We start from the raw sequence: 19,260 nt of genomic DNA on the forward strand, positions 1-19,260 counted from the left end.
AGTGCTCAAACCCTCAAAACCGAGGGCTTAACCTATGAGAATGTCACTTGAAAGTCAAAACGTCGGTTTCAAAAACCGTGTCAACTTCTTTCAGGGTATTCTTAACCCCTATTCTTAAACGGCCTCTGAGTAACTTCATAGCGCAACGGACAATACCGGCAGCCGGATCGGACTTGGATTCTCGTTTGGACAAGGGTTCCTCTTCCCATACAATACGGTCGCCTGGACGAGAGGGAAGCAGAAACCGAACTTCGTCCCACCCCAACCCGGTGATGTACGCCCTTTTGGGCTCTTGCTCTCTTACCAGCTTCACCCAAATAGCCATGAGGAGGACCGCCGGCGCAATCACGGTGCCGAACCTGGATGTTTTGGCGGACTCAGGATCGATGTGCGACGGGTCCGGGTCCCATTCTTCTCCAAAGGCGATGATTTTCTGCTCGGTGAGAAGATATTCTTTGGAGCGGTATTTCTCATGCAGCTTGATATCTTCATAGTAGTATGATTCAGCCATGGGTATATTATAGTGGAACTGGCATCTATTTTCTCCCTCTGTCAGGAGGCATATTCAGGCCCGCAATACGTTTCTGAAAATATCCAGTGGTTGTGCTCCCACAATGCGATCCTTCCCCTCGATAATGAATGTCGGCGCTGCGCTTACGCCCAGTTTCAAGGCTTCCTTCTTTGCCTCATTCAGGACGGGTTTATAGGTTCCCTTCAACAGAGCGTTTTCCAGGGCGTTCCTATCCAGACCGGTCTGCTGCCCAATTTCGGCAAGGATTTCCAGATTGCCGATATTCTGTCCTTTCAGGTAGTAGGCATCGAACACGGCGCTGTGGAAGGCCTCAAAACGCCGATGTTCCTTGGCAAATTCGGCTGCTTCCAGGGCAAGCAGGGTCAAATCATTGAAGGTGATTCCAACGGGGGCTCCCAGCTGGCGAAGATGTCGGAGCATCCCTTGAACGTCTACCCTCCATGGCAACAGGTGAACCGGAGTTCCCTGGTGGGGTGTATCGGGATGGATTTCAAAGCCAAGCCACTCCACATGCAGATCGAACTCCAGTTGAAGCTTCTCGACAAGTCCCTTGCCGATGTAGCAGAAGGGTCAGATGTAGTCTGAGAAAATCCGTATTTCAATAGCCATCAGATTTCTCCTCTTTGGGAATGGCTTCGCTGCTCTCATTGTATCATTGCGAGCGTCTGTCGAGGGGATAGTGTTTCAGGGACTGTATGAATTGAACTTGATCATAAATCATGTGCCCGTTCACCGTCTTCTCGAAAGGCGATTGCGTGGAGCGAGATCACTTCGCGAGGGTGATGATCCCCAGCAGATCCAGCCCGCGGGTGATCATGCTGACGGCAATGGCGGCAAGCAGGAGGCTGAATACTCTGGATACGGCCTTGATCCCGCCCTGGCCCAGAATAGCCTGGATGCGCTCGCTGAACAGGAAGCTGATCCAGACAATCAGGATATTCAGGGCAAATCCCAGCAGAACCAGATAGAGAGGATAATCATTGGCCAGCAATAGCAGAGTGGTAATTGTGGCAGGCCCTACTGTCAGAGGGGTGCCAATGGGGACGATCGCCATGACCTCTTCCTTTACCGCGTCAACGAAATGACCTGTCATCATCAGTTTGAGAGAGATCACCAGAAGGACAATGCCGCCTGCGATGGCAAAGGAGCCGATGGAAATTCCCATGGCGTCCAGGATGAGTTGCCCCAGGAACAGGAAAACCAGTCCCACAATGCCCGCCGTGGCGGTGGCAACGTTCAGCATCTTGCGCTTATCGGCGCGCGGCATATCGGAACTCAGCGAGAGAACCACGGGGATATTGCCGATGGCGTCGATAGCCACAAACAGCGGAACGAAGACCCTGACGAATTGTTCGGCCCAGCTATATTGATCCATGTGATTAAGTCTTCCTCTGTTTTTACTGACTCTGTGAAGTGCCTTATCGGCGCGTTCTGTTGTGATGCCGACTTATCTGACTACCATCTTCTTGATCAATTCTCTCTTGTGAGCAGCATTTTCCTCAGCAATCCTGCGTGAGAGAAGAAAAAGCCCCTTTCGAGGCGAGATTTATCACTGAAGTATACTTTTCCCGACACCTTGGCCGAGACTTCGTTGCGTTCTGTGACACCATCTTTTCCCAAAGTGGCAATAATTTTAGACTCTACCTTCATGGCAGATTCTAGATGTTTGTTTATTAGGTCCTGCAATTGAGACAGTTTTGTGATTCCTGAAACCTTCAATTCCTGAAGTAGATCGGCATATGGTTCAGAGTTTTCTTTGTTCTGTCTTGGAAGTCTATCATCCAACACTCGCGCCAGAAGATCAACATCCAAAATTGCTCTGGAGTCGGAAACATCCAATGTCCGTAAGCCTCCCTTTCCTGGAGAGCTCGCTCGAATTCGAGATCGACCGTCTCCAGAAGAGCGGAAACACGATGGATGGCACGCCGAATTGGGCGCGGCACACCATGTTCGTGCTTGTATTGCAGTGTATGAGAAGCTACTGCCCATATGTGCTGCGCAACAGTCCGCATTTGGATTTCAGCGCAAAGACCATCAAATGATGCAAATGAGGGAACTACGAGCCAAGATTTTGGAAGCTTGATCTGATAGTGAACGGATTGATACCCTAATTCACTATCACCCAAGCGCTGTCGGGTATCCTCTATGTTTAGAACATCGAAGTTCTTGGCAACAATTTCACAGGTTTTTAATACATCGCGTTGGAATAGCAGAATTAGTCTGATTCCTACTAGGTCTTCTATGTCTTGAGCATTCTTCACTTTCAAGTTCTTGTTTGCGATTTTTTCTCTGAGAGAATCCCAAGACTTGACTCGCTTCTCAATAGGTACAGCCAGAGAGACTTCAGCTGGAACCAAGAGCTCTTGGATTTGCTCGGTCAGCTTGTTGCAGAATCTCTCAGCGAGAGGGACTACTAATTCATAACTTTGCCTTAATCTTCCAATATCTACTTTGGCTACCATTAAGGGTGCTCTCCTCATCCTACGAGCTAGGACGACTTTCCTGTTGCATCTTTCTTGCCATCAATAACTTGTTATCCCAGCTTAATCCCTATCATACCACGAATCGCAGCCCAAGCAACCCAGGCCCACACCTTGAATCCCTGTTTCGCGCAGTTCTCGTCACTACGGGTATGGTATGATATCATCGGGAGTTAGGATCGAAGCAGATGAAGACGGTGATCATTGGACTGGGGAACCCCATTCTGAGCGATGACGGCGTGGGGCCGCGAGTCGCAGCGGTGCTAGAGGAGCGGCTGAAGGGGCAGGACCTGACTGTTCGGGAGACCAGCCTCGGAGGCCTGAGCCTGGTCGATCTCCTGGCGGGCTACGACCGGGCCATCATCATCGACGCTATTCAGACGGTGAACGGAAAACCGGGCGAGATATATCATCTGGACGCCAAGGATTTCGATCACACCCGGCACGCCTCTTCGCCTCACGACCTCAACTTTGCCACTGCCCTGAAATTTGCCAGCCAGATGGGCATGGTAATCCCCCAACAGATCGATATCTTCGCTGTGGAGGCGGTGGATGTGACTAATTTCAGCGAAACCTGCACGCCGGAAGTGGAGCGCGCCATACCGGTCTGCGTTGAGCTGGTCCTGGAAGAGCTGGGAAAGTCATCCGGGGAATAAAGCCTCTCGAGTATGGTCATGAGTCATCCGTAGGGGCCACGTTGCAACGTGCCCTTACATTTCCCCCAACGAGTGTCATATCATGAATTGCAGCCGAATCAACCCAGCCCCACACGTTAAACCCCTGTTTCTCGGATGCTCGTCACCATTGGCATCTTATGATATCATCGGGAGTCAGGATCGAAGCAGATGAAGACGGTGATTCTCGGACTGGGCAACCCCATCCTCACCGATGACGGAGTGGGAAACCGCATCGCCGCGGAAGTGAAGAGAGAACTGGAGAGTCAGGGGCCGACAGTTCTGGAAGCCAGCCTGGGCGGAATCAGATTGCTGGATATTCTGGCCAGCTACGAGCGGGCTATCATCATTGATTCCATTATGACCGGGAGTGGCCAACCGGGGCGGATTCACCGGCTCGAAGCTAAGGATTTCGATAGTGCCCGGCATACTTCGTCCAGCCATGACGTCAGCTTTAGCGCTGCCTTGGAGTTCGGTCAAAAGATCGGCATGGTACTGCCCCGGAAGATCGATATCTTTGCCGTTGAGGTGATGGATGTGAATACCTTCGGCGAAACATGTACGCCGGAGGTAGAACGAGCCATTCCGATTTGTGCGGCGATGGTCCTTGAGGTACTTGGGGAGTCATGCGAGGAATGAGCACCTTCTCATCTCGAGCCGATCTGAATCCACCACGACCCTGATTCAGTTTTCCCCAGCAACCGTCGCTTTCTTCGCTTTTAATCACCTGGGGTTCAATTCCTCGTTGCTTGCGGCGAATCGTCATTCCGGCGAAGGCCGGAATCCAGAAACTGGATGCCCCGTATCAAGTACGGGGCAGGCTTATCAAGTCTGGCATGACATCGGATACCCCGCTGCTTGCGGCGGGGTAGTTCATTTTCCGGCTTAACCATACAAATAGGATCCCCTGCCGACAGCGATCAGTTGATCCTGATCGTTACGCAGTTCGGTTTGAACCGATGCCACCTTGCTCCCAAAGTGAAGGAGCGAGCCGGAAGCCACAAATGATTTTCCTTTTCCGGGCATGAGGTAGTCAACCCGTAAATCAATGGTGCCGCCTTTGCCGATCCGCTTGCCATCCGCCGCATCTTTGCGTTTGGTGAGGAATTCGAGTCCCACCAGGAAAGAGCCCTCGATATCCAGAATGGTGCAGATGATACCTCCATGCAGAATAGGAGAGATCAGAGAATTTCCCACGAATTCATTCCGCATAGAGAATCTGATCTGGCCATTCTCGGCATCAAAGCACTCGTCTGAAAAGCCCAGCAGGGTGTGAAAGGGCACCTGATGGCCATAAAATTCGACGATTTTCCTCACCATCGTTTTGCGATAGTCTTCCAAGATATTTAACCTCCCTGAAACGTATTCGGATTGTTACCCCGGGTCGGGTGGCATTTCCTCAATGCAGGGAACGTGACTTCCCCCGGCTATTGTACCACCTCGAGGGTGATAGTTGTTGCCCCTGTAAAGGGAGGCGCAGTGGTATGGATTTATATGCTAGAATGAGGGAGGTCAAACCGTCATTCCCTCGGCCATCTTAAATGAGAGCGGGCTGCCGATAGTGGGATTCGGTTTCCTATGCAGTTTCTGGGAGAAGGAGACCTTTGAAGGATGTGTTTAGCCATACCGGCGCTGATCCAATCGATTGAGGGTACCATTGCCCAGGCGGATATCGGCGGCATCAGCCGACCCGTCAGTATTCTGCTCACCCCGGATGTGAACGTCGGCGACTATGTGCTCATCCATACCGGATATGCCATCAGCGTCCTCGATCAGGAAGAGGCTCACGAAACCCTGAAGCTGCTGGAAGAAATGGCCCGGTACGAGGAGGAACGTGAAATTCATTGATGAGTTTCGGCGTTCCGACCTGGCGCAGGCGGTATCGGCTCGAATCCAGCAGCGCTCCAAGACCCCGGCGCGGCTGATGGAGTTTTGCGGCAGCCACACGGTAGCCATCTTCAAGCACGGTATCCGCCAGATGCTGCCCCCCACCATCGATATGACCTCCGGCCCCGGCTGTCCGGTCTGCGTGACTGCCAACACCGATATCGATAAATCCATCGCGCTGGCCAAAATCCCCGGAGTCATTCTAGCCACATTCGGCGATATGCTCAAGGTGCCCGGAAGCTATTCCAGCCTGCAGGAAGCCAAGGCCGAGGGCGCTGATGTGAGGGTGGTCTATTCCACTCTGGACGCTCTCGCCATCGCCAAAGAAAACCCGGATCGGAAGGTGGTCTTCCTGGGCATTGGGTTTGAGACTACCACGCCGACCATCGCTGCTTCGGTGCTTCAGGCCGAGGCGGAAGGGATCAGGAATTTTTCCATTCTCTCTCAAAATAAGGTTTGCCCGCCGACTATCCGGGCTCTCCTGGATTTGGGCGAGATTCGGCTGCAGGGGCTGATCTGTCCCGGCCATGTGAGCGCTGTGATCGGCTCCCATCCGTGGGACTTCATCTCTCGCGAATACGGCATCCCCTGTGTGGTATCGGGGTTTGAGCCGCTGGATATTTTGCAAGGCATCGAAATGCTGGTGGCCCAGATCGAAAGCGGCCAGTCCAAGGTGGAAATCGCCTATCGCCGCGGGGTTCGGCCCGAGGGCAACCGGAAGGCGATCGAGGTGATCGAACAGGTCTTCCAGCCGTGCGCCGCCTCCTGGAGGGGGATCGGGATCGTCCCAGGGAGCGGATTGAAGCTGCGTCCGAGGTATGAACGGTTCGATGCGGACCTGGCTTTCGATATACAGCCCGGCCCGACCCGGGAGCATGCCGGTTGCCTTTGCGGGGAGATACTGCGGGGTGTCAAAACTCCTGCCGATTGCAGGCTCTTTGGCAAAGCGTGCACGCCGGAGAATCCAGTGGGTCCCTGCATGGTTTCTCATGAGGGAAGCTGCTCGGCTCATTATCTGTACGGGGAAGATCATGGGGAATAAGATACTGCTTTCACATGGAAGTGGCGGCAAACGGAGCCACGATCTCATTTCGAAGATGTTTCGATCTGCCTTTGACAATCCCTTACTGGCTCGAATGGACGACTCGGCGGTTCTCGATCTGAACGGGCGCGTGGCCTTCACTACGGATAGCTACGTGGTGACGCCGATCTTCTTCCCCGGCGGGGATATCGGCAAACTCGCCGTCTGCGGCACGGTCAATGACATGGCGATGATGGGGGCAAAGCCGCTCTATTTGAGCATTGCCTTTGTGATCGAAGAGGGCCTGCTCGAGGACGATCTCCGGATGATTGTGGAATCGGTTCGCCAGGCAGCCCTGGAGGCCAATGTTCAGATCGTCACCGGCGATACCAAGGTGGTGGGTCAGGGCATGGCCGATAAGCTCTTTTTGAATACGTCCGGAGTGGGCGTCATCCCCGAGGGCATCGATATTTCGGGCAGCAACGCCAGAGCCGGGGATAAGGTCATTCTGAGCGGCACCATCGGCGATCATGCCATCGCGGTGTTGAGCCGCAGGGAAGGGCTTTCTTTTTCTACCGATCTGAAGAGCGACTGCGCCCCTTTGAATCACCTTGTCTCCCAAATGCTGCAAGCCAGCGCCAATATCCATTCGCTAAGAGACCCTACTCGGGGGGGGCTCGCCACTACTTTGAACGAGATCGCCGCTCAATCTCAGGTCGGCATTCGGATCGAAGAAAACCAGATACCGGTTCGCCGGGAAGTTCGAGCCGCCTGTGAGATGCTCGGATTCGATCCCCTCTATCTGGCCAATGAAGGCAAGCTGATCGCCATGGTCACCCCGGAAGATGCCCAGCGGGTTCTCGCGGCGATGCGAGCCCATGAACTGGGGAAGGATGCGGCCATTATCGGCGAGGTCACGGATAAGAAACCGGGACGGGTGACCATGACCACCGCTATCGGATCCCATCGCATCGTGGATATGCTGGTGGGCGATATGCTGCCTCGAATATGCTGAAGCACTCTCAGCGCATCGGCATCCTCGGTTCAATTCCTGCTTTCAGTGATGTCTTACCTCAGAGGAGTGGGCCGTGCTCTACATGTGCGGCTCGAAAAGTAAATCCCGGAAATCCATGAGAGTCGAGGGGAAAATAACCGCTGACAATTTGAAAAGTTGAATGGTATAATGGTCAGGGTTAAGTGTTCGTCGCGTATACTCCCCGGATTTCGCCAATTTGAAAGGAGTAGGAAGGTGCATCTATGTTCAAGTTGCTAACCGAAACAGCGGGAGGGGGTGGGTTGTTCCAAGAGGCGGCGGAGGAAACGGCAAAGGGCGAGATATTCTTCAAGATCGACTTCGGATGGATCATCTACATTCTGGCTACTCTGTCCATGCTGTTGGTCTTCTTCGCCCTCTACACACGTGTCAAGCTCTGGCAACAGGTAGGAACCAAGGATAATCGCTTCGAAAACAAGGGCCAGGTGGTGGCCGACTTCGTCAAGATCGGGATCATTGATGGCCTGCTGCATCGCAAATTCTTCCGGGATGTGTGGGCGGGGGTCAACCATTACCTTCTGATCATCGGCGCCGTGTTTCTTTTGGTGGCCACCGGTGCGGACGTGATCTCCCATTATATGTATGAGTTTCTGGAAGGGAACACGTATCTGGCCATCTCGTTCATCGGTGACCTCGGTGGGGTGCTGATGGTGCTCGGTGTGTTTGGTGCGGTCCTGAGGAGATATGTCAAACAGCCCAAACAACTGGACAACGTGATGGACGATGCGATGGCACTGCTGCTGATTTTCCTGGTAGTCGTCACCGGCTACATTGTTGAAGGCATGAGGCAGGTCATTGGCGATGTGCCATCCCAATGGGCGCAATGGAGCTTCCTGGGCTATGGATTCTCCCAGGGCTTCGAAGAGGTGACACTGGCTCAGTACCAGATAGCCTGGTGGGTCCACTCGCTTCTGGTGGTGGGAGCGGTGATCTATGTCAGCCTGGCATTCAGCAAACTGAGCCACATTCTCGTTTCCCCGATCAATGTGTTCTTCCGTTCCGCTCGTCCCAAAGGGGCGCTGGCGGCTTTGGATCTGGAGAACCTGGAATCCTTCGGCGCTACCAAGCTCGAGGATTTCACCTGGAAGCAGTTGATGGATCTGGATGCCTGCACCCGTTGCGGCCGCTGTCAGGCAAACTGCCCGGCGTATCTGACCGAAAAGAAGCTGTCACCCAAGAACGTGATTCAGAACCTCAAATCGCATCTGAATGAGGTCTATCCCGTCACTCTGAAGACGATGATCAACGGGAAATTTGTGGCGACAGAAACCCGGAAGGACATGTGCACCGAGGTGATTACCGAAGAAGTGATTTGGGACTGCACCACCTGCCGGGCCTGCATGGAGGCCTGTCCCGTAGCGATTGAACATGTGGATAAGATGGTGGATATGCGTCGGCACCTGGTTCTGGATGAAGGCAGCTTCCCTGAGACGGCGATGGGTGCGCTCAAGAGCATGGAGCAGCGGGGACATCCCTGGCGCGGCACGATGGCTTCCAGAATGGATTGGGCCGATGGGTTGAATGTGAAAGTGCTCGGTGATGATGCCAAGGTGGACATCCTTTTCTGGGTGGGGTGCACGGCTGCTCTGGAGGACCGCAATATCAAGGTGGCCAAGGCGATGGGGAAGGTGCTCAATGCGGCTGGAATCAGCTACGGCATTCTGGGAGAAGAGGAGATGTGTTGCGGGGAACCCGCCCGCCGCATCGGCAATGAATACCTCTTCCAGATGATGGCGCAGCAAAACGTCGAGAAATTCAAGAGCTATGGCGTCAAGAAGATCATCACGGCATGTCCGCACTGTTTCAATACTATCAAGAACGAGTATCCTCAGTTCGGCGGAGACTTCTTTGAAGTAGTGCATCACACGGAGTTTCTTAACTCGCTGATCGACGAGGGCAAGATCAAGCTGACCAAGGACGTGGCCCAGAAGATCACTTTCCATGATTCGTGCTATCTGGGGAGATACAACGATATCTATGATGCCCCAAGGGCAATCCTGAGCAAAATCCCCAAGGCCGAGGTTGTGGAAATGAAACGTCGCCGCAACAACGCTTTCTGTTGTGGGGCGGGTGGAGGACACATGTGGATGGAAGAGACCGGCACTCGAATCAACGTCGTTCGGACCGAGGAAGCGATTGAAACCGGTGCCGGGATGATTTGCACCGCGTGTCCTTTCTGTATCCAGATGTTCAGTGATGGAATCAAGACCAAGGGCGTGGAGGAAACGACGCAACTGAAGGACATCGTTGAGATTATCGCCGAAGCGCTGTAGTTTCACCGGCTGAAGAAAATCGAGTGGGGCTCCCAGCCATGTTGGGAGCCCCACTTTTTACTACCATCGGAGTTATGACTATTCTCTGACTCGGAAGACTGCCATTATCTGCGGACTATGGCTTCTCGCAGCATGTTCCACATAGACAGGCACCTCTCCTCGAGGCTGAAGCTGCAGTTGCTCAGGGCCCACATGTTGACCAGGCCATGTATTGAAGAGGATAAAAGGGTGGCCACTGCATCCGGCGCAACATCATTGCGAATTTCGCCGCTTTCTACTCCTTCTGAGATGATGTCCCTGATGCGGCCGTTATATTTTTTCAGGACGTCATATACCTGTTCGTTCAGTTCCTTGTCCCCCAGGCTGATGATCTCCGCGATGACCAGAAAGGTGATGCCTCTTCTTTGTTCTACTGAAGATATATGGCTCTTGAATGTACTCTCGATGATTTGCAGCGGTGTGCCGCCGGAGGCAATTCCTCTCTCTATATCCCCAACCAGGTTTGACTCGATGTCCCCAATCAAAAAAGACAAAATCTCCCGTTTGCTTTTGAAATGCCGGTAGATGGCCCCTTCGGTTAATCCTATTTCCTCGGCGATTCTTCGGATGGTCACATGCTCACTGCCGTTCTTGATGATTTCATGTCTGGCAGCATCGGCTATCTGTCCCCGGCGCACCTGGGTGTTCAGTCTTTTTTGAAGTTCTTTTGGCATGTATGTCCCTCCAGAGTCTGTGTGCCGGACGGCCGCATTATACAAAATTCTGCTGCTGCCATTCTGCCATTCGGGTCCTGATCGATCAGAAAATTGTTGGAATCAATATCACAAAGTAGATCACCATGATAATTGCCCCCAGAGGAATGCCCAGCCTGGCCCATTCTTTCATGCTGATGCCGAGCCGTCCGGAAGCCACGATGTTCGGAATGTTACCGGGAATGAGCATTCCTCCGGCAATGAGCAGGGCCATAATGGCGCTCACAATCTGAGCCTCTGACATAGTTGGGCTTATCTCGACTGCGGTCATGGTGGCATTATCGAGAACGGCGGAAATGCTGTTGATCCAGTAGAGCCCCCAGGAAGGAACGCCGCCCAGATACCATACGATGAGCGGCTTGAGGCCTTCGCCAAGCAATATGAGTGCGGCAACGAACATGAAGACCTTGATCGCCCTCACAATCACCGCCCGGAGTTTTTCAGAGTATTCGTACTTGATTCCCTCTGTTTGCATAACCATTCCTCGGCCTGCGTACATCGCTCCCCAAAGGGCGAGCGCGATAACTCCGGGGATGACGTATATTCCCAACTTTTCCAGTCCGAAAAGAAAACCGGCATCATACGGAGGCCCTGCCAGTTTGTTGATCAGAATGGTGGATAGGGGCTCGCCGAGCGGCGTCAGAACTGCACCCAGACTCATAGCGAAGCAGGCAATAACCACGATTCTTACCTTATCCGCCCTGGCGAAGGGGAGCACCGCCATCGATTCTGCCAGAAGGCAGGACATAACGATGACCGAAATAATGCTGGAGAACAACCCGAGTAGGGTGATGAACAAAAAGAGGAAGAGTCTGGTGCCCAGCCTGCTGGCTAAAGTGATGATGCCGTTCTGGAAAGGCCTGTTGAAATAGTAGACAAGGACGCCAAATACCAGCACAACCTGGAAGATTCCTATCGGGATCGATCCGATCATTACCGGGGCTTTCAGGGCATCTATGACCAGTTCCCAACCCCAGAGGCCGGAAATGGTCACTGCCAGGATTCCCATGAACAGAAAGAAGGGCTCCAGGTTTTGTTCTATTTTCCTGACCTTGAAAGGAAGCACCAGTACCATCAAAACGATGATGGTCAGTCCGGCCGCCATATAGAGTACCGGTTCTTCCGGTATGCTGTGCATTTTATCTGCCCTCGAAATTCAACACCGCAGACCTATTTTGCCATAATAGACGTTGAGCAAGTTCCGTGGAGGTATCTTCATCGCGTATTACTTGGTTTTTGGGGATCTCACCAGCAGCAGAGGCGTATTGCCTTCGTGCAGGACCTTATTGGCCACACTTCCCATTGCCCAGCGAGAGATTCCAGATCGCCCATGCGTTGCCATAGCTACCACATCCGCGGAAATTTCATCGGCAAACTTAATGATCTCCTCGGCTGCGTCCCCGATCTTTACCTCAGATCTGGCAACAATCCCCTTCTGATTCAATCGCTCGCCCACCTTATCGAGATAATCCTTTGCCAAAGCCTTAGCCGATTGAGTCTCTTTTTCCGGGTGAAAAACATATTCATAACCGCCGGCCTTGACGAAATAGTATCCCTTTTCCAGCACTTCAAGGAGCACAACTTCAGTCTTGAATTGGGAAGCGATCTCCTCGATGTGGGGGATGATGACCTCGCTTTCTTTAGATCCGTCCAGACAAACGAGTGCCTTTCCGAATATTCCGTTATCCTGCTTATCCTGAGGAGTCCTTTTGGCCCTGATCAGCGCCACGGGCTTCTCTGTGACCCTGACCACCCGGTCCGCCACGCTTCCCAGCACCCAGCGTTTCAAACCGGATTGCCCTCGGGTTGCCATGACAATCAGGCCGATCCCCTCTCTATCGGCGTAATCAACTATTTCCAGGGCAGGATCGTTGCTTGCCAGGATCGTCGGTTCTACCCTGATTTCCCGTTCCCTGAATGCCCCCTGAAATTTTTCGGCGCCATGCTTTGTTGCCTCAGCCACTTGCTGGAGATAGACTTGTCGCATGTTACGGAACGGGTCTTCGGCTACCTCCGTGACATTGACGATTTTGATATCGGAAACCAATCGTCCCGCTATTTCCTCGGCGTAAGGTAGCGCTATCTCGGCTAGTTTTGAACCGTCCAGGGGAACAAGAATTTTCTGGAGCATTTTCCCACCTCAATGTTGTGCAGGATTGAGCTTTATCGATGGGCCAGGGCCAATTCGGCCAACCAGCTTGCCATCTGGAACAGCCCTTACCCCGGTTCTATTTTGAACCCGTTTATGACTCAGGCTACCATCCCTCGGGATTTTTCCGGCATGCCGGTGGCAATGATGGTGACTCTGACTCTGTGCTGCATCTCGGGCTTGATGCTCATGCCAAAGAAGATGGTGGCATCCCGGCTTACGGCTTGAGAGATGCGCCGACCAATCGAGTTGACCTCACCCAGCGTGAGTTTAGGCCCTCCTTTTACCGTGAAAAGAACACCCTGGGCGCCGGAGATGGAGAGGTCGCTAACATGGTTTTTGATGGCATTATCGGCGGCTATGATGGCTCCGTCTTTCCCATTGCCTTCTCCGACGGACATCATGGCGTTGCCCGGAAGGCCCAGAATGGCTTTCACATCTGCGAGGTCTACATTGATATCTCCAGGGGTATTGGCGATCTCGTTCACTACCATGATGCCCTCAGTAACGGCCTCATCAGCCACCTTGAAGGCCTCTTGCATGGTGGCTCCTTCAGGGGCGAGCTTGGTCATCATGTCGTTATAAATGAAGATCATGTTGTCCACATTTTCCCGCAATCTGGAAAGTCCGCTGAGTGCGGTCTCCATTCGCTTGTGGCCTTCCCAAGAGAAGGGCAGGGTGACCATGGCCACCGTTAGCGCACCCACTTTCTTGGCCACCTCAGCCACAACGGGGGCGGCGCCGGTTCCGGTTCCTCCCCCCATGCCGCTGGTGATAAATACGATGTCACTGCCTGAGAGCACCTGCCGTAGCGCAGCGCGGACAGGCAGAGCTGCTTGTTCTCCGACTTTGGGATCGCCCCCGGCGCCGAATCCTTTGGTGAGGGATTCGCCAATGGGCAATACGATAAGCCCGTCTCCGTTGAGTGCCTGGAGCGCCTTGGCATCCGTGTTGATGCAAACAAAGTTCACGCCAACAGGCCGTTCTTGAAGAAGGCGCGACACGGTATTGCAGCCACCCCCACCTACTCCCACCACAGTGATGTTCGCTACGCCCAGCTTTCCTTTGACAATTCCTGCTGCGGCACTTTTCTTTGGTTGTGTCTTCCTTTTCTTTTTGACGGGTATTTTTTTAGCGGGTTTATCCTCAATCGTCATAATATCATCATCCTTTCCTCTCACGAAAATAGAGCTTTACCCTATCTCCAGAGTGGGTTATGCAATGCATTCTCTCTCCTTTGTCATTCAGGGCAAGGATGCGGAGGGGGAATTCATACCCGCGCCGTGCAGAAGTGACAATGTCTGAGTCTAGAGAGGAAGTAAGTACATGATTATTAACAGTCTACCTTAGCCTCCTCACCGAGTCAACTGTAGTCTTCAAACCTCAATTCGTGAGGCCTGCTGCCGCCAACGCTCTTTTGACAAAGTGAAAACGGAGCTAAAGCTTTTCCGGGTGCGCTCTTCTTCGGAACCATTTTTCGATCTCGGGTATAAAGAAACCCAGGAAGAAAGCGCCAATCACGTAGGGCCACCAGGCCAGTGGGAAGGGTTCTGTTCTAAAGACGGAGTTCATAAAGGGAGCGTATACGATCAGCAGATTGGTAACTACAGTTATCCCGATCCCCGACAGAAGCCATCGGTTGGAGAAAGGACTGAAAGTGAAAGCCGAATTGAAGATGGACCTGGCCGTCAGAACGTATCCCAGATGGACCAGAACGATACTCATAAACGCAGCTGTTTGAGCCTGAGCCAGATTTCCTTCACCGGAAGATAGAGCGATGTGCCCAAAATTCCAGTACACCCAGAATCCGGTTGTGGCTATTATCAATGATACCAGGCCGACCCTTTCAAAGAAGAGCCGATTGGCGATCTTGGCTCCCGGACTGCGGGGTGGAACCTCCAGAAGCCCTTTTTCCTTGGGCTCCAGCATCAGCGGCATGGTGAGAAAAACGGAGTCGAACAGGTTGATCCACAGAATCTGAATAGGCTCCAGCGGCAATCCTGCCGCAAACACCGAAACAAAAGGCGACAATAGTATGGCTGCCATGATCAGGAGCGATTGGCCCCCGTTGGTGGGCAAGGTGTAGAGTATCGCCTTTTCCAGATTGTTCCAGGCGTGTCTGCCCTCTTCCACCGCTGCGACAATACTGGCAAAATTATCATCGGTCAGGATCATGGCTGCGGCTTCCTTGCTTACCTCCGTTCCCGTTATCCCCATAGCGATGCCGATATCGGCGGCCCGCAGGGCGGGAGCGTCGTTGACGCCATCGCCGGTCATGGCAACAACCTGTCCCCTTCGCTGTAACTGGCGCGCAATCCTGAGTTTGTGCTCCGGCGCTACCCTGGCATAGACTGAAACTTCGTCTACTACCTCATACAACTGGTCATCCGTCATAGCGGCCAGTTGCTGGCCGGTCAGGGCCGTATCCCTTGAGGAGGAAACAATTCCCAATTGGACGGCAATGGCCATGGCTGTCTTCACATGATCTCCGGTGATCATCACTGTTCTGATTCCCGCCTTCTTGCATCTGCCGACGGCCTCAATAGCTTCTTTGCGGGGCGGGTCGATCATTCCCTGAAGGCCCAGAAAGATCAGCTCGGTCAGGTCTTGCTTCCCGATATATCGCTGATCGGCCGGAATCGATTTAAAGGCCATCGCGATGACTCTCAATCCCTCTGCCGCCATTTCATCAGTCCGTGCGTGGATATCCTCTGCTATCAGGGGCTTGAGATCATTCTCTGTCAACTGGGAATGACACAGAGGCAGAATGGCCTCGGGAGACCCTTTTAGATAGATGACGTTACCGGATTCTTCCGGATGCAAAGTAGCCATGTACATGTAGTCAGAGGAAAAAGGTATCTCATCGATTCTGGGGGGCTTTTCGGTAATCCCGGCTTTGGATGCGGCCACAACCAGCGCGCCCTCAGTAGGGTCGCCGAGAATTTCGTGCTTGTCTTCCTCACTCCTGATTACAGCGTCATTGCAGAGAAGACCAGCTCTCAAGGTCTGTGAAAGAACGGCGTGATCCAATGGGCTGATGGTCTGGTGCCGCAAACAGAACTCTCCGGAAGGCTCATAGCCCACGCCGCCTACAGAGTAGACTTCCTCTCCGGCATAAATCTTGACTACCGTCATCTCATTTCGGGTGAGCGTGCCGGTCTTGTCCGAGCAGATGACCGTGGTGGAGCCGAGCGTCTCGGCAGCGGGTAGCGATCTGATCAACGCATTTCGCTTCGCCATCGCTGAGGCAGATAGAGCCAGAATGGAAGTGACCAGCATCGGCAACATCTCAGGCATCGCCGCCACAATCAGGGCGATGGCTGCCAGGAAGCTGTAGGAGAAGCCATAGCCGACCGAATATCCCAGGACGAGACTCAAGGCTCCGAGGAAAAGAATCGCCACGATGAGGGTTTTGGTAAAATCGGCAATTTTATTCTGAAGCGGAGTCTGGCTCCGGCGGGTGGACTTCATCAGGCCGGCGATCTTGCCGAACTCGGTGTTTGATCCGGTTGCGACCACCACTCCTTTTGCAGATCCGCGAGTGAGGAAAGTGCCGCTGAATGCCATGCAGAGTTGGTCTCCGGGAGAGAGGTTGGTTTTGGCGATAGCGTGAATATTCTTTTCCACCGGAACGGATTCGCCGGTGAGCGCCGATTCATCCACGCCGACATCCCGGGCATAGAAAAGACGCAGGTCGGCGGAAATTCGATCTCCGCTATTGAGCAAGACCACATCGCCCGGCACCATGTCGCGTGTCGGAATGATCTTCTGCTCCCCGTCTCGCAGAACCATGCATTCGGAAGCCATCATCTGGCGCAATGCTTCAAGGGCTTTTTCGGTTTTTCCCTCCTGCGTGAATCCCAGGATGACGTTGAGGATGACCACAGCCAGAATCACCGACGTATCCACCAGCATGTGCTCGCCGCGCAAAGTCAGAATTCCGGTGATGGTTGCCGCCATCAGCAGCACATACACCAGCGGGTTGTTGAACTGACGCAAAAAGAGCCTGAAGATACTCGGCCGCTCTGCCCTGATCTCATTTGGGCCGTACTGTTCCAGTCGGCGAAGCGCTTCCTCCGAGCCAAGGCCGTTGCTATCGGCCTTCAGCTTTTCAAAAACTTCTTCAACGGGCAACTGGTACCAGTGTATCGGGTCCACCGTCATTGCGCTCCTTCTTGATCACTTATTCGATTCTATCAGGGAAGATAGCATTGCGCGCGGCTCACTCTTGGGTGACAGAAAGACAGTTGGCTACTGTAACACTAAAGTGCTATGAATATCGGGAATCAAGGTCCGAGGGTAATCCCTGCGTCTCACTCACGGGTGTCTTTGTGCTATTCTCTCCCATGATAACACATCGATATCGCATTCCGGCGGCTTTTGCCCGAAAACAAATCCCGGAATAAGTGTGGTCCCAATGGCATAGATGATCAGACCGCCAAAGATGGTCATTGAAATATCGAAGCGTTCGCGGAGAATGGCAGCAAGCACCAGTGTGAATACCAGCGTGGGAAGAAGAGGGACAGCAACCCTCATTCCCCGCCGCCATCTTTCTCCGAGAACATGATGCCGATGCATCAAGGAAATCCCGATCCGCAGCGGTACAGCCAATGTGATAAAAGCTAGGCCTAATAGAATTCCTTCAGCGCCAAACGCTTCTCTTGGAATCTCAAGGCCCGCATGAAAAAAGTAGAAGGGCACGAAGAACGAAGCGAATACCTGAACCGCCTGGAACATCCGCTCTGAAGACAGATCAAGCATGTGGTGCTGGAAGCGCTGTGCTGCTATGCCCACTAGAAAAGCGCCTACGAGATAATACACACCCAATTCCCGCGTGACATAGGCGCAGACAATGGCGACCATCAGCAAAAAAGCATATTCGGAGTTCGGGGCTAGCGGTGCGATATGCGCCGAGAAAAACCGGAACACCAGAGGTAAAAGAATTACCATGGCAATGAGGGCTGCGCCGGATGCGGTGAGCTCCACAGCTGAGGTTGACTTGAGCGTCACAAAAAGGACGCTGAGGGCAATGACTTCAGTCGATATGGCTTTGGCCTTGATCCAGAGCTTCTCTTCTTCTGCTGCGCCAAGGGAATCCATGGTTTCCAGTATGAATCCGGTTGAAGGGGTGAGCAGAGCCAGACCGATAAGCACAGACGCTCGCCATTCTACATCCAGGAGGACCATGGCAGCGAAACTGACCACTACGAGAGCCGCGATCCCGATGGCTGAGTGCACGATCAGAGCCCTGGAGTTTCGGAGTAACATTTCGCCATCCACTTCCAATCCGGCGAACAAAAACAGGGCGGCAATCCCGAAAGTGGCTAAAAGGTTGATCGTCTCATCGCCAATAAATACATCCAGCCCCATCCCGCACGCGATGCCGAAAGAGAGCGCTATGATGGGCGGCGGCACCTTGAACCTCCCAAGTACTTTGGGGACAATCAGAAGACCGAACAAGAGAGCAATGTAACCAAGCTCAATTTCCATAGCCTTTTTCAGAGGGAAGACCGGGTCAGATGCCGGATTTGAATTTCCTTTGGCCTATGCTAGTACATAAGTAACACTACGTTTTTCGTAACAGATTGAGCGCGTGACTATTCGGTCATCTAACGCCCCCTGCGGCTCCCCCGCTTCCCCCTCTTTCATAAAGAGGGGGAAGCGGGGGAGTTCGTAACCACTAAGCCGTCCAATACTATCAGCCAGTACTGATGGTACAAGATGCTAGATTGTGACCTGTCCGCTGATGGTCCGCTCTTTCAAGAGGAGAGCGTCAACGATGATGGAAGCGGCATCTTCAACGCTGAGAGAACCCGTATTGATAACCAGATCGTAATTTACCGGGTCTTCCAGTTTAGCGTGGAAATATCTTCTGGTAAACTCGCGGCGGCTACCGTCAACACGTGATATCTCCCGCTTGGCCGCCTTTTCTGCCAGATTCTGGCGTTCCATAACACGTTTCAACCGCACTTCCAGAGGCGCTACCACCAGTACATGCAGGGCCTGGGGATAGTCTCTCAGGATGAACTGGCTGCCCCGTCCGCGTATCACGATTGAGTGACCTTCGGCCAGTTCCTTAATAGCCGATTCCAAGGCTTTCAGATATTGGGGATCATTGAGGGGGGTTTCCCACGTGGGGAGATACACTTCTCCAAATCCGGGGGCATGGCTGCGTTCCAGGGCTTCTGCGATGCGGTCTAAGAGGCTGGTGGAAGGCATCTCTTTGGCAGCGATGTCTTGTTTTTGGCGGTGAAGCCGTGAGGCGACTTCAGCGATGATTTCCCGGTCAACATAATCAATCTGAAGTCTGTCTGCAACGAGTCTGCCTATTTCCGCTGGCCTACTTCCCGATTGGCCACGAATGGTTACGGTATGCATGTGATACCTCCTCGCGTGATGTGTTTGGCGCTTGAGTTGAAATCGCGATTGAACCGGATT

The 19,260-nt window shown here is 53.2% G+C and carries 20 protein-coding genes; 7 read left to right on the forward strand and 13 right to left on the reverse strand.

What is annotated here, in order from left to right; translation table 11 throughout:
• Positions 1-43: 43 nt before the first annotated feature.
• Both PHV74_08725 and PHV74_08730 read right to left on the reverse strand, forming a co-directional pair.
• Positions 44-511 carry a MaoC/PaaZ C-terminal domain-containing protein gene (locus tag PHV74_08725; protein MDD5094446.1) on the reverse strand — a complete coding sequence of 156 codons (468 nt, stop codon included), beginning with the start codon at positions 509-511 and terminating at the stop codon, positions 44-46.
• Between the two features lie 54 nt (positions 512-565).
• Positions 566-1,042 carry a DsbA family protein gene (locus PHV74_08730; protein ID MDD5094447.1) on the reverse strand — a complete coding sequence of 159 codons (477 nt, stop codon included), beginning with the start codon at positions 1,040-1,042 and terminating at the stop codon, positions 566-568.
• On the opposite strand from PHV74_08730, the gene PHV74_08735 reads away from it, so the two are divergent.
• Positions 983-1,117 (forward strand): hypothetical protein, encoded by a 135-nt coding sequence (locus tag PHV74_08735; GenBank protein ID MDD5094448.1) that lies wholly within the window; start codon positions 983-985, stop codon positions 1,115-1,117. The two genes, PHV74_08730 and PHV74_08735, sit on opposite strands and share 60 nt — an antisense overlap.
• 181 nt (positions 1,118-1,298) lie before the next feature.
• Here PHV74_08735 and PHV74_08740 read toward each other — a convergent pair whose 3' ends face one another.
• Positions 1,299-1,907 carry a MarC family protein gene (locus PHV74_08740; GenBank protein ID MDD5094449.1) on the reverse strand — a complete coding sequence of 203 codons (609 nt, stop codon included), beginning with the start codon at positions 1,905-1,907 and terminating at the stop codon, positions 1,299-1,301.
• Positions 1,908-2,247: 340 nt separating this feature from the next.
• The gene (locus tag PHV74_08745) at positions 2,248-2,994 is read right to left on the reverse strand and encodes a RelA/SpoT domain-containing protein (GenBank protein ID MDD5094450.1); all 747 of its coding nucleotides are present in this window, start codon (positions 2,992-2,994) and stop codon (positions 2,248-2,250) included.
• Between the two features lie 206 nt (positions 2,995-3,200).
• Between PHV74_08745 and PHV74_08750 the strand changes: the two genes are divergently transcribed.
• Positions 3,201-3,668: a hydrogenase maturation protease gene (locus tag PHV74_08750; protein ID MDD5094451.1), complete on the forward strand. Its 468-nt coding sequence runs from the start codon at positions 3,201-3,203 to the stop codon at positions 3,666-3,668.
• Positions 3,669-3,857: 189 nt separating this feature from the next.
• Positions 3,858-4,325 (forward strand): hydrogenase maturation protease, encoded by a 468-nt coding sequence (locus tag PHV74_08755; GenBank protein ID MDD5094452.1) that lies wholly within the window; start codon positions 3,858-3,860, stop codon positions 4,323-4,325.
• 95 nt (positions 4,326-4,420) lie between these two features.
• Here the strand turns inward: PHV74_08755 and PHV74_08760 are convergent, their stop codons facing one another.
• Positions 4,421-4,579 (reverse strand): hypothetical protein, encoded by a 159-nt coding sequence (locus PHV74_08760; GenBank protein MDD5094453.1) that lies wholly within the window; start codon positions 4,577-4,579, stop codon positions 4,421-4,423.
• Positions 4,572-5,027: a thioesterase family protein gene (locus PHV74_08765; protein ID MDD5094454.1), complete on the reverse strand. Its 456-nt coding sequence runs from the start codon at positions 5,025-5,027 to the stop codon at positions 4,572-4,574. The genes PHV74_08760 and PHV74_08765 overlap by 8 nt, the downstream gene beginning before the upstream one ends.
• A gap of 270 nt (positions 5,028-5,297) precedes the next feature.
• On the opposite strand from PHV74_08765, the gene PHV74_08770 reads away from it, so the two are divergent.
• The 4 genes from PHV74_08770 to PHV74_08785 all read left to right on the forward strand — a co-directional run bounded on the left by PHV74_08770 (position 5,298) and on the right by PHV74_08785 (position 9,921).
• Positions 5,298-5,534: a HypC/HybG/HupF family hydrogenase formation chaperone gene (locus tag PHV74_08770; GenBank protein MDD5094455.1), complete on the forward strand. Its 237-nt coding sequence runs from the start codon at positions 5,298-5,300 to the stop codon at positions 5,532-5,534.
• Positions 5,521-6,615 carry a hydrogenase formation protein HypD gene (gene hypD / locus PHV74_08775; protein MDD5094456.1) on the forward strand — a complete coding sequence of 365 codons (1,095 nt, stop codon included), beginning with the start codon at positions 5,521-5,523 and terminating at the stop codon, positions 6,613-6,615. Before PHV74_08770 ends, hypD begins: the two co-directional genes overlap by 14 nt.
• Positions 6,602-7,609: a hydrogenase expression/formation protein HypE gene (hypE, locus tag PHV74_08780; protein ID MDD5094457.1), complete on the forward strand. Its 1,008-nt coding sequence runs from the start codon at positions 6,602-6,604 to the stop codon at positions 7,607-7,609. The genes hypD and hypE overlap by 14 nt, the downstream gene beginning before the upstream one ends.
• 242 nt (positions 7,610-7,851) lie before the next feature.
• Positions 7,852-9,921, forward strand: a complete 2,070-nt coding sequence (locus PHV74_08785) for a heterodisulfide reductase-related iron-sulfur binding cluster (protein ID MDD5094458.1) — start codon at positions 7,852-7,854, stop codon at positions 9,919-9,921.
• A gap of 104 nt (positions 9,922-10,025) precedes the next feature.
• On the opposite strand, the gene PHV74_08790 is transcribed toward PHV74_08785, so the two are convergent.
• The 7 genes from PHV74_08790 to PHV74_08820 form a co-directional block, all read right to left on the reverse strand.
• Complete coding sequence (locus tag PHV74_08790; GenBank protein MDD5094459.1) at positions 10,026-10,634, reverse strand: TetR/AcrR family transcriptional regulator; 609 nt, start codon at positions 10,632-10,634, stop codon at positions 10,026-10,028.
• Between the two features lie 85 nt (positions 10,635-10,719).
• Positions 10,720-11,811: a DUF1646 family protein gene (locus PHV74_08795; GenBank protein MDD5094460.1), complete on the reverse strand. Its 1,092-nt coding sequence runs from the start codon at positions 11,809-11,811 to the stop codon at positions 10,720-10,722.
• A gap of 87 nt (positions 11,812-11,898) precedes the next feature.
• Positions 11,899-12,804 carry a universal stress protein gene (locus tag PHV74_08800; protein ID MDD5094461.1) on the reverse strand — a complete coding sequence of 302 codons (906 nt, stop codon included), beginning with the start codon at positions 12,802-12,804 and terminating at the stop codon, positions 11,899-11,901.
• A gap of 119 nt (positions 12,805-12,923) precedes the next feature.
• Positions 12,924-13,979, reverse strand: a complete 1,056-nt coding sequence (ftsZ, locus tag PHV74_08805) for a cell division protein FtsZ (GenBank protein MDD5094462.1) — start codon at positions 13,977-13,979, stop codon at positions 12,924-12,926.
• A 280-nt stretch (positions 13,980-14,259) separates the two neighbouring features.
• Positions 14,260-16,986 carry an HAD-IC family P-type ATPase gene (locus PHV74_08810; protein ID MDD5094463.1) on the reverse strand — a complete coding sequence of 909 codons (2,727 nt, stop codon included), beginning with the start codon at positions 16,984-16,986 and terminating at the stop codon, positions 14,260-14,262.
• Between the two features lie 153 nt (positions 16,987-17,139).
• Positions 17,140-18,312, reverse strand: a complete 1,173-nt coding sequence (locus tag PHV74_08815; GenBank protein ID MDD5094464.1) for a cation:proton antiporter — start codon at positions 18,310-18,312, stop codon at positions 17,140-17,142.
• A gap of 234 nt (positions 18,313-18,546) precedes the next feature.
• Complete coding sequence (locus PHV74_08820; protein ID MDD5094465.1) at positions 18,547-19,200, reverse strand: cytidylate kinase-like family protein; 654 nt, start codon at positions 19,198-19,200, stop codon at positions 18,547-18,549.
• Between the last annotated feature and the right edge of the window lie 60 nt (positions 19,201-19,260).

This window comes from Dehalococcoidia bacterium, from assembly GCA_028711995.1.
Lineage (GTDB): Bacteria > Chloroflexota > Dehalococcoidia > SZUA-161 > SpSt-899 > JAQTRE01.